Annotated in this window: 9 protein-coding genes and 1 riboswitch; of the genes, 3 read left to right on the top strand and 6 right to left on the bottom strand. The window is 69.7% G+C overall.

Annotated elements, in window-relative coordinates; translation table 11 throughout:
• Window positions 1-46: 46 nt before the first annotated feature.
• Window positions 47-793: a C40 family peptidase gene (locus ACQY7V_RS06425; protein WP_235361445.1), complete on the bottom strand. Its 747-nt coding sequence runs from the start codon at window positions 791-793 to the stop codon at window positions 47-49.
• A 6-nt stretch (window positions 794-799) separates the two neighbouring features.
• A riboswitch (cyclic di-AMP (ydaO/yuaA leader) is annotated at window positions 800-960 on the bottom strand.
• A gap of 130 nt (window positions 961-1090) precedes the next feature.
• On the bottom strand, window positions 1091-1768 hold the full coding sequence (locus ACQY7V_RS06420; protein WP_235361446.1) for a metal-dependent transcriptional regulator: 678 nt from the start codon (window positions 1766-1768) through the stop codon (window positions 1091-1093).
• A 195-nt stretch (window positions 1769-1963) separates the two neighbouring features.
• Here ACQY7V_RS06420 and serC point away from each other — a divergent pair, with 195 nt between their 5' ends.
• Window positions 1964-3097 (top strand): phosphoserine transaminase, encoded by a 1134-nt coding sequence (gene serC, locus ACQY7V_RS06415; protein WP_428639433.1) that lies wholly within the window; start codon window positions 1964-1966, stop codon window positions 3095-3097.
• A 73-nt stretch (window positions 3098-3170) separates the two neighbouring features.
• Here the strand turns inward: serC and ACQY7V_RS06410 are convergent, their stop codons facing one another.
• From ACQY7V_RS06410 to ACQY7V_RS06395, 4 genes are all read right to left on the bottom strand, one after another.
• Window positions 3171-4466 carry an MFS transporter gene (locus ACQY7V_RS06410; protein ID WP_428639430.1) on the bottom strand — a complete coding sequence of 432 codons (1296 nt, stop codon included), beginning with the start codon at window positions 4464-4466 and terminating at the stop codon, window positions 3171-3173.
• A gap of 156 nt (window positions 4467-4622) precedes the next feature.
• Window positions 4623-6086 (bottom strand): NCS2 family permease, encoded by a 1464-nt coding sequence (locus ACQY7V_RS06405; RefSeq protein ID WP_407822963.1) that lies wholly within the window; start codon window positions 6084-6086, stop codon window positions 4623-4625.
• 123 nt (window positions 6087-6209) lie between these two features.
• Window positions 6210-7046, bottom strand: coding sequence for a DUF3027 domain-containing protein (locus tag ACQY7V_RS06400; protein WP_428639428.1), 837 nt, complete (start codon window positions 7044-7046; stop codon window positions 6210-6212).
• Window positions 7039-7416, bottom strand: a complete 378-nt coding sequence (locus tag ACQY7V_RS06395) for a cold-shock protein (protein ID WP_303772991.1) — start codon at window positions 7414-7416, stop codon at window positions 7039-7041. Before ACQY7V_RS06395 ends, ACQY7V_RS06400 begins: the two co-directional genes overlap by 8 nt.
• Before the next feature lie 144 nt (window positions 7417-7560).
• Between ACQY7V_RS06395 and ACQY7V_RS06390 the strand changes: the two genes are divergently transcribed.
• Both ACQY7V_RS06390 and ACQY7V_RS06385 read left to right on the top strand, forming a co-directional pair.
• The gene (locus ACQY7V_RS06390; protein ID WP_428639425.1) at window positions 7561-9618 is read left to right on the top strand and encodes a TPM domain-containing protein; all 2058 of its coding nucleotides are present in this window, start codon (window positions 7561-7563) and stop codon (window positions 9616-9618) included.
• 138 nt (window positions 9619-9756) lie between these two features.
• Window positions 9757-10473 carry a PspA/IM30 family protein gene (locus ACQY7V_RS06385; RefSeq protein WP_154476124.1) on the top strand — a complete coding sequence of 239 codons (717 nt, stop codon included), beginning with the start codon at window positions 9757-9759 and terminating at the stop codon, window positions 10471-10473.
• The last annotated feature ends 58 nt before the right edge of the window (window positions 10474-10531 follow it).

The raw sequence follows: 10531 nt of genomic DNA, 5'->3' as shown, positions 1-10531 counted from the left end.
TACGGGCCCGGCCGGTCATGACGAACAAAACGCTGAGGATCAGCGCTCAGTAACGGACGAAGTACCCTCCGGGACGAACCGCGGCGACCGTGGAGAGCAGGCCCGGCATCTGAGCCTCGACCATCTGGCCGTTGCCGATGTAGATCGCGATGTGACCCGGGTAGGCGACGAGGTCGCCCGGCTGAGCCTCCGCGGCCGAAACGGGGGTGCCCCCCGCGGCCTGCGCATCGGAGGTGCGCGGCAGGCTGATCCCAGCGGCGGCGTAAGCCATCTGGGTGAGGCCGGAGCAGTCGAGCCCCGCCATCGTGGTGCCGCCCCAGACGTAGGGGATGCCCGTCAGCGCGAGAGCAGCGGCGGCGATCGAACCGCCGGCGGCGTTGTACGCGGCGGCCTGAGCGGAGGGATCGAATGCGGGAGCGATCTCCTCACGGACCTCGGAGCGGGTGACCGTCTCCTCCGCTGCGGGCTGCGCCTCAGCTGCGGCGGCGGGCGCCTCGGCGGAGGCGGTGACCTCTTCGGCGGTCCAGGCGATGTCGGGGACGACGACGGTGGTCGCCACGGACTTCGGAGCCGTGGTCGTGGTCGGCGCAAGGGTCGGCTGGGTGGAATCAGCCGGGCCGCCAGCGGCGGTCGCGCTACCGCCGACGACAGCGGTGAGGGCGAGGCCGGTGACGGACGCGATCGCTGCGGGCTTGACGGCGCCGATGGAGGTCATCGTGTCCGTCATGTCGAGGATCGGTCGGAGCGGACGACGCGCCTTGCGGTGGCGCGGCGCGGGCTTGACGTGAGTCACGTGCGTTAGTTCTCCTTGTTGACCTGCGAGGTAAGCTGTCGGATTCGGGCAGGAGAGCCCGGCCCGGTTTCCCGGGCTTCACCCCAAGGCCTTGCGGCCGCGATGGTTCCCCCACGTTGGACCTGTTTCTCGCATCCCCCACGGTCCAACTTCGGTGCATGGGGAACGGTCGGCCTGTCGGCCACCGCCAACTCTAAACCGCCGTCCTCGAAATGTCACGCCAAGATAACGGAGATAACGGGTAAGCGTTTTCGCTGAGAAACAGCCGAAAGAGGCATCATCCGGCCCCTGAGGAGCTCAGAGGGGGCGCACGAAGAGGTGCGCGGCGAGATTCAGGGGAATCCGGAACCCCTCTCCCGGCGCCCCCGACGCGTCGAGCGGACGAAGACGCACGAAATCGCCCTCGGCCTCGAGGAGGAGCTCAGCCCCCGGGCGAAGCCCCGCCGCGGAGAAATCCGCGATGATCTCCGCGTCCGCCTGAAGGGGCTCGCCGATCCGAACGAGCGCGAGCCCTTCTCCCAGGCGCGTCCGCACCGCGACCTCGACCGACTCGCCGCGAACGGGCTCACCCGTTCCGGGAATCGCATTCCCGTAGGGATCGGTCTCAGGATCCGACAGAAGCGCGACGAGGCGCGCCTGGACGCGATCGGACATGACGTGCTCCCACCGGCAGGCCTCGTCGTGAGCCAGTTCCCAGTCGAGGCCGATCCCGTCGACGAGCAGGCGCTCCGCGAGCCGGTGTTTCTTCAGGACGTCGACCGCCTGACGCCGACCCTCCTCGGTGAGTTCGAGACGACGATCGCCCAGGACGTGCAGGAGTCCGTCGCGCTCCATCCTGGCCACCGTCTGGGAGACCGTCGGACCCGAATGGTCGAGCCTTTCGACGATACGGGCGCGCAGGGGCGTCACCCCGTCTTCTTCCATTTCGAGAATGGTCTTGAGGTACATCTCGGTGGTGTCGATAAGGTCGCCCACGTCTGTGTTCCTTCCCTGCTCGCCTCACGATGCCCTCAAGCATAGGTCCTCGGCCCCCCGGGTCACAGGGCGTGTCGATCATCGGGCATCGCCGACTCTTAGCCCTTCGTCCGGCGCTCCCGCCCTCGTGAGCGTCGCGCGGCCGCCTGGCGGAAAGCGCTCGCTGAGGGGCGACGAGGGCGATAGCGTGGACCCATGGAGTCCTACCCGCGCGTTCCCGCTGAACTTCTCCCCTCGGACGGCCGTTTCGGATCCGGGCCTTCTCGGATCCGCAGAGCGCAGATCGACGCCCTGGCCCGCCCGCTCATCATGGGGACCTCCCACAGGAAGCAGCCCGTCAAGGCGGTCGTCGCATCCATCCGCGCAGGTATTCGTGAACTCTACGGCCTGCCCGAGGGCTACGAAGTCGTCCTCGGCAACGGCGGGGCGACGGCCTTCTGGGATGCGGCGGCCGCGTGCCTGGTCCGCGAGCGCGCCGCCCTGGCAACCTTCGGGGAGTTCGGGGAGAAGTTCGCCAAGGAGATCGACCGCGCCCCCCACCTGGCGCCCGCGCTCCGCGTGACCGCCGCGCCCGGATCGCTCGCCCTGCTGACGGGCGGGGAGCGCTCGGCGGACGGGGGCCGTCCGGACGCGTTCGCGCACCCGCATCACGAGACTTCGACGGGCGTCCTGTCCCCTGTGCGCAGGCTCGGCGACGAGGGCGATCTCACCCTGATCGATGCGACTTCGATCGCGGGCGCCGTCCCGATCGATCCCGCACAGGCGGATGCGTACTACTTCTCACCTCAGAAGGCCTTCGGATCGGACGGGGGGCTGTGGGTGTCGATCATGTCCCCCGCCGCGATCGAGCGCGCCGAGGAGCTGTCGACGGCTCCCGGGCGCTGGGTGCCGGCCTTCCTCGATCTGTCCGCCGCGGTGAGGAACTCGGTGAAGGACCAGACGCTCAACACTCCGGCGATCGCGACCCTGGTCATGCTGGCCGAGCAGATCGACTGGATGCTCCACATGGGAGGCCTGTCGGCGATGGAGGCGCGTGCGCGCGCCGCCTCCCGGGTGCTCTACGACTGGGCGGACGCGTCCTCGGTGGCGCGCCCCTTCGTCGCAGACCCGGGGCACCGCTCCCCGGTCGTCGTCACCATCGAGTTCGATGAGGCGATCGATGCGGGAGCCCTGTCGGCGGCTCTGCGCAGTCAGGGCGTCGTCGACATCGACCCCTATCGCGGCGTCGGCGGCAATCAGCTGCGGATCGCCACCTGGCCCTCGACGGCGATCGAGGACGTCGAGGCCCTCGTCGCCTGCTTCGATTGGATCATCGAACGGGTCCTGTGAGCCTGGAGCGGAACCCGGGCCGAGCCGCGCCCTCCTCCGACGCTCGGGCCAGAGGCGCTGCACCCGGGAGCGCTTATTCGAGGCCCGTGGCATCGGGTTCGACGCGGGGGCGTTTCGCGGGCCCCTCCAGGCGCACGCGCCCGCCCGGAGCGCCGAGCCGCACGCGATACCCCCAGTGGCGCATCCCCCACAGTGCGCAGACGAGGGCCATGAGGAGCGAGGCGATCCCTCCGGCGAGGAGGGACCAGCGGGCCCCGAAGACTTCGCCGATCCACCCGATCGTCGGGGAGCCGATGGGGGTGGATCCCAGGAAGATCATCGTGTAGAGGGCCATGACGCGGCCGCGCATCGATTCATCGGTCGTGATCTGGATCGCGGCGTTGGCCGCGGTGATCATCGTGAGCGCCGCGAGCCCCGCCGGAATCGACAGGATCGCGAACAGCGAGTATCCGGGGGCCAGTCCCAGGGCGATCTCGAGCAGGCCGAAGGATGCGGCGCCGATGATGACGAGCCTCAGCCGGGGACTGGCGCGACGCGCCGCGATCAGGGAGCCCGCGAGCGCGCCGACGGCCATGAAGGAGCCGAGGATCCCGTACTCCCCCGCTTGCTTCCCGTACACCTCCGTCGCCATGAGGGCGCTGGTCAGCTGGAAGTTCAAGCCGAAGGCCGAGACGACCGCCATGAGGAGCATGATGAGCACGATGTCCGGGCGTGAGGCCACATAGGCGATCCCCTCGCGGATCTGACCCGGTGAGCGCTTCACGGCCTCGCGATGGATCATCTCTGCGGACCTCATCGCCGCCAGAGCGGCGACCGGGGCGAGGAGGAGGGCCGCGTTCACGACGAAGACCCAGCCGATGCCCACCCATTCGATGACGAGGCCGGAGACGGCGGGGCCGAAGAGGCGGGCGGCGTTGAATGCAGTCGAGTTGAGGGCGACGGCGTTGGAGAGGGATTCGCCGGGGACCAGCTCGGAGACGAAGGCCTGTCGGGCCGGGGAATCGAGCGCCCCGAGGACCCCTCCGAGCAGCGCGAGCGCATAGACGTGCCAGAGGAGCGCCCAGCCGCCGAGGACGAGGACGCCCAGGATCGCGGAGAGGACGACGTTCGTCACCTGCGTGGCCTGGAGCAGCCGCCGCCGGTCCATCCGGTCGACGAGGACGCCGGCCCAAGGCGACAGGAGGAGGAGCGGCAGGAACTGGAGCGCCGTCACGATGCCGATCTGCGTGCCCGAGTGATCCGTCAGGACGGTGAGCACGAGCCAGTCCTGGGCGACCCGCTGCATCCAGGTCCCCGTCGAGGCGATGATGTTGCCGAGGAACCAGAGGCGGAAGTTGAAGATCCCCAGTGACTGGAAGGTGCGGGACACTCGCGAGTGCGCCTCCTCGGATCGTGCTGACGCCGCGCTTCGTGGCGATCGGATGGAACTCTTCCGACAATAGAGGAACCCCGCGGAAGTCGCCTTCCGCGGGGTTCTCGCGTCTCGCTGCGGTGCTCCGGCCGGGCCGGAGCGCCCTCGCCGGACTCAGGCGAACAGCGCCTGAATCGGGCCGAGGAGGAAGTACACGATGAAGAGCGCCGAGGTGAGCCACATGAGTCCGTGGACCTTTCCGGCCTCGCCCTTGGCGATGCGGATCACCGTGTAGGTGATGAAGCCGATGCCGATGCCGACGGTGATCGAGTAGGCGAAGGGCATGAAGGCGATCGTGAGGAACGCCGGGATCGCGATTTCCGCCTTCGACCAGTCGATCTCCGCGACCTGCATCATCATGAGGAAGCCGACGAAGACGAGGGCCGTCGACGCGGCTTCGGTCGGCACGAGCTCGACGACGGGCGCGAGGAAGGTGGAGGCGAGGAAGAGCAGGCCGGTCACGACCGAGGCGAGGCCGGTGCGCGCGCCCTCGCCGACGCCCGCGGAGGACTCGATGTAGGAGGTGTTCGAGGAGACGCCGCCGACGCCGCCGGCGATCGCCGCGAGGGAGTCGATGAGGAGGATCTCGCGGGACTTCGGCGGGTTCCCGTGCTCGTCGAGGAGCTTCGCCTCGCCGCCGATGGCCACCATCGTGCCCATCGTGTCGAAGAAGTCGGCGAGCATGAGCGAGAAGATGAGGAGGATGACGGCGATCGGGCCGAGCTTGGCGAAGGCGCCGAACATGTCGACCTGGAAGAGCGAGCCGAAGCTCGGCAGGGACACGAGGGAGCCCGTGATCTCGGGGATCGTTTGGCCCCAACCGGTCGGGTTGACGACCGCGCCGGCCTCGTCCTTCATCGCCGGGATGTGGAGGAGGGCTTGGAGGATCATCGCGACGATCGTGGAGGAGAGCAGACCGATGAGGATCGCGCCGCGCACCTTGCGGATGTAGAGGACGATCGTGAGGATCAGGCCGATGACGAACACGAAGGCGGGCCACCCGGCGAGGGAGCCGTTGACGCCGAGCTGGACCGGCGTGCCGCCGGGGCGGATGATGCCCGCGTTGATGAGGCCCACGAAGGCGATGAACAGGCCGATGCCGACGGAGATCGCGGTCTTGAGCTGGCGGGGCACGGCCTTGAACACGGCTTCGCGGAAGCCCGTGAGGACGAGGACCGTGATGAGGATGCCCTCCCAGACGATGAGGCCCATGGCCTCCTGGTAGCTCAGGCCCGAACCGCCGACGAGGGTGAAGGCGACGACCGCGTTCAGGCCCATGCCCGCGGCGAGGGAGAGGGGGAAGTTGGCGACCAGGCCCATGAGGATCGTGACGATCCCGGCGACCAGGGCCGTGCCCGCGGCGATGTCGCCGAAGCCGAAGCCGGCGTCCTCGGGGAGGGTCGTGGACAGGATGATCGGGTTGACGACGAGGATGTAGGCCATCGCGAAGAAGGTGACGAAGCCTCCTCGCACCTCCTGGCCGACGGTCGATCCCCTCTCGGAGACGTGGAAGAACTTGTCGATGGATGAGGCGGCTGCCGCGGGATGGGAGGCCGCGGCCGTATTCTTTGTGCTCACGGGACAATCGTGCCTTCGGTCACCAAAGCGACGCAACAATCGTGCAGTGACACGCATCACCCCTCCGCCGCTCAGGCGCGGCCGGACGGAACGGACGAGGGCGGGGCGCGATCCCGAGGGGGCTCAGGCCTCGACGGCGTCCTGCGCGACCGCCGTCGCGGCATCCGCCTCCGGCTGTTTCGGCATCGGTTCGGCATCGAGGGCGCCCTCGTCGATCCGCGAGGGGCGAACCGGCCACTGCGTCCCCTGCTTGGGCGCATCCGTCTCCGAATGGGCCCCGCAGGTGTGGTCCAGACTCACGACTCTGCCGTCGTCCGGCGCCCACTCATTGGCGCACACGCCGAACACCGTGCGCATCGAACCGGACATCTTCACAAGAAACCCGCAGGTCGAGCAGGAGTTCTTCGGGGCACGACCCGCCTTGGGGCCCTGCTCCGAACGGTACCAGCGCTCGACCGCAGCCCGGCGCCCCTCCTCCGACAGGACCCTCTTGCGCCCGAGGCCGATCTCCTTGACCTCGGGAAGATCCAGATCTTGGCTCGCATCCTCGAAAGCCGCCTCCAGGCGCGCATCATCGGCCTGGTAGGGCAGGGTGTCCTCGCGGGTGAGATCGCCCGGGCGCAGGCGCTCTTCCCAGGGCACCCATTCGGGTGCGAGCAGGGCGCCCTCGCGGGGCATCATGTCGACCTCGCACACCGTCGCCGCACGAGCGCGCGGAACGCGGGCGACCGTGACCGCCCAGGCCCAGCCGCGGTATCCGGCGTCCTGGGAGGCGAAGAAGTGGGTGCCCAGACGTTCGCCGTCCATCACGAAACCCAGGTGCTCGCCAACGCGTCGCGGATGAGCGATGGCCTCGGCGGATTCCTTCGCGAGCTCGACCGCGCCCGACAGGACCGCGTCGGTCTTGGGGGCGCGCGTCCGGGCGGACTTCGCCCGGGCGTTCCGACTGGTCTCAGGCATCGAAATCCTCCGCGACCGCGCGCAGGACCTTCGCGACCTGCGCGGAGTTCTCCGGGTAGCGGCCCGCGCGCAGGCCCGCCGAGGACGCGTCGAGGAGCTTGATGAGGTCCTCGATGACCGGGACCATCGCCTGCGGCTTGCGCCTGCGGGCAGCCGCCGCGGACTTCTTCGGCGCCAGGATGCGCACCGACAGGGCCTGAGGGCCCTTCCGGCCGTCGGCGACGCCGTACTCGACGCGCGTGCCCGGCTTCGGCGCGGGCGCGTCCTCGGGGAGGGCAGAGGCGTGGAGGAAGACCTCCACGCCGTCATCGCCGCCGATGAAGCCGAAGCCGCGCTCGGCGTCGAAGAACTTCACCTTTCCTGTGGGCACAGAACCCCTCCTCGAGGACTCGACACGATCCGGGTTCGGATCTCGTCCCATCATCCTAGTTCCCACTGGCCCTCAGCGCGTCCCCGGGGCCCTTTGGGCCTAGGCTGAAGCCGAACAGCGACTTCGCGACGACCAGGAGGAACCGTGACACTGCCGAGCCCCGCGATCCGCGCTCTCGCCACAGGAGCCGCGAGCGCAGCACTTCTCGTCATGAGCGCCGCGGCGGCGGCCGCCACGAGCCCGGTCACCGTTTCCGATCACCTCACCGACCCGGACTCCTACTTCAGCGCGTCCCAGGCCGAGTCGATCACCCGGTCGATCGACTCGGCCGCCTCCGCCGGCCTCGACGTGTACGTCGTGGCCGTGCCCGACCTTTCGGGCTCCGCACCCGTCGAGTGGTGCCAGCGGGCGGGGGCGAACTCCGGCTTGTCCGATCAATCCATCGTGTACGTCCTCGCTTACGAGGAGCGCAGCCACGCCTCCTGCGGAAACGCCGATGAGCAGATCGTCTCCGACTCGGCTCTGACCAGCGCGATGGCCGAGGCCAAGTCCGTCCTCGGCCGGGCCGACCCCCTCGATTCCGCGACCGCGGCCACGGCGATCGGCGCCTTCATCGATTCCGCGACCGCGGCCACGGCGACCGGCACCGGATCGGGCGGAGCCGCTCCCGCGAGCTCCCGGGACTCGTCCTCCGCGGAGTCGTCGTCCACGACCGCGTGGATCCCCGCGGTGGCCGCCGTCGGCGGTCTGACCGCGCTCGGCGCCGGACTGGTCGCCATGCGCAACAAGCGCCGACTCACCCGCTCGACGCGCGAGGCGCAGGAGCGCGACGCGCAGTCCGCCGAAGCGCGCGTCGCCCGGGCGAACTCGCTCCTCCTTCAAGCCGACGAAACGGTCCGTTCCGCCCGCGACGAGCTCGAATACGCCCGTGCGCAATTCGGCGCGTCCAGAACCGACTCCTACGCCGCGGCGCTCGACCGCGCCGCCGCTGCGGTTGCGCAAGGATTCGCGCTTCAGGAGGCGATGAACTCCTCGACGATTCCGAATGAGCGCGCCGGCCTCGCCGATCGGATCGGGGCCTCCCTCGATGCCGTCATGCCCGATCTCGTGGCGCGCCAGCAGGAATTCGCCGCTCTGCGCGACCGGGAAGCCGGAGTGGAGACCCAGATCCAAGACGTGCGCACGCGCATCGAGGAGAACGCCTCCCGGATGGATACCGTCGACGCCGAGCTTTCCGCCCTCGCCGCCCTCTACCCCGCACAGACGATCGCCTCCCTGCAGGACAACCCCGGACAGGCGCGCGCCCTCCTCGACTCGGCCCGTGATGCCGTCGAACGGGCGGCGTCGCTCGCAGCGCACGACGCCTCCTCCGCCCTCGTCTCCCTCGACACCGCCAGACGCGCAGTCGCGATGGCCGGTCACCAGATCGACGGCGTCCTCACGGCGAAGGACGACCTGGCCCGCGTCGATGCGCTCCTCGTGGACGCCATCGCCTCGATCACCGCGGACTTGGCCGACGTGACGCGCCTCGGCGCTGATCCGGCGGCCTTCGCGCCGCTCGTCCAGGATGCCAACAGGGCCGTGGACGCCGCGCGCTCGGCGCGATCGGGCGACGGCGACCCTCTTGCGGCCCTGGAGGGCCTCCGCATGGCGGAGCTCGCGCTCGACGCCTCCCTCGAGTCCTTGCGGAGCACTGAGGCGGCCCTCGAGAAGAAGCGGGGGGCGGCGACGAACGCCCTCGCCGATGCGCGCGCCCAGGTGCTCCGCGCGGAGTCCTTCGTCCAGTCGCGTCGGGGCATGATCGGCCTCGACGCCCGCTCGCTCCTGTCGCGCGCTCAGAGCGAGCTCGCTCAGGCCGATGCCCTGATCGCCTCCGATCCGGACCGTGCGCTCGCCCTCGCGGCTTCGGCGCGTTCCGCGGCGACGACCGTCCTGTCCGCTCCGGCTTCCCCCGGCGACGAGGACGGGCACCTCTTCGGAGCGGGGGCTCCCGGCCGGGGGTCCATGACCGGATCGACTTTGGGCGATGCCCTTCTCTGGTCGGTTCTGTTGGGCGGCGGGCGCTCACACGACCGCTCGGACCACCGGGACGCCGGATTCGGGGGCGGCTTCGGAGGCTTCGGAGACGGCGGCTTCGGGGGGTTCGGCGGAGGCGGCTTCGGCGGAGGCGGCTTCGGCGGAGGCCGGGGCGGCTCCTTCTGAGCGAGCGCCGACCGGTGGCGGGCCCCGCCGATCGCGCTGCCCGCTTCCAGGCACCGCTCAGGGATACTTGCTAGAGTCGAATCGTCCGCATGGAGGAACACGCCGACGTTGTTCTCCATCCCCAGAAAGGACCAGACCATGGCTGAAAAGCAGTCCGTGCTCGGGCGCATCGCCCAGCTCGCCAAGGCGAACATCAACGCCCTCATCGACCGCGCCGAGGATCCGCAGAAGATGCTCGACCAGCTCATCCGCGACTACACGAACTCCATCGCCGAGGCCGAAGCCGCCGTCGCGCAGACGGTCGGCGATCTCCGTCTGGCCGAGAAGGACCACGAAGCCGACGTCGCCGCTGCCGACGATTGGGGCCGCAAGGCCCTGGCCGCCTCCCGCAAGGCCGATGAGCTCCGCGCCTCGGGCGACGCCGCGGGTGCGGATCGTTGGGACGGCCTGGCCAAGACGGCCATCGGCAAGCAGATCTCCTTCGAAGAAGAGGCGAAGACCGCCGAGCCGCTCATCGCCTCGCAGACCGAGGTCGTGGCGAAGCTCAAGACCGGCCTCATTCAGATGAAGGAGAAGCTCAGCGAGCTCAAGGACAAGCGCAACCAGCTCGTCGCGCGTCAGCGCACCGCTGAGGCGCAGGCGAAGGTGACGGACGCGATCTCGTCGATCAACGTCCTCGATCCGACGTCGGAGCTCTCCCGCTTCGAGGACCGCGTCCGCCGCGCCGAGGCCCTCGCCCAGGGCAAGACCGAGGTGGCCGCCGAGAGCCTCGACGCCCAGTTCGCCGAGCTCGAGACGGATTCGTCCTCCTCGGAGATCGAGGCGCGCCTCGCCGCGCTGAAGAACCGGCAGTGAGGCCTCGCCGCTCCTTCGACGGAGCGGGATGAGACCCGGGAGGGCCTGCGGGAACATT

The organism is Schaalia sp. (assembly GCF_050312375.1).
In the GTDB taxonomy this organism is placed as follows: domain Bacteria; phylum Actinomycetota; class Actinomycetes; order Actinomycetales; family Actinomycetaceae; genus Pauljensenia; species Pauljensenia hyovaginalis.
This window is presented reverse-complemented; position numbering and strand designations above follow the sequence as displayed.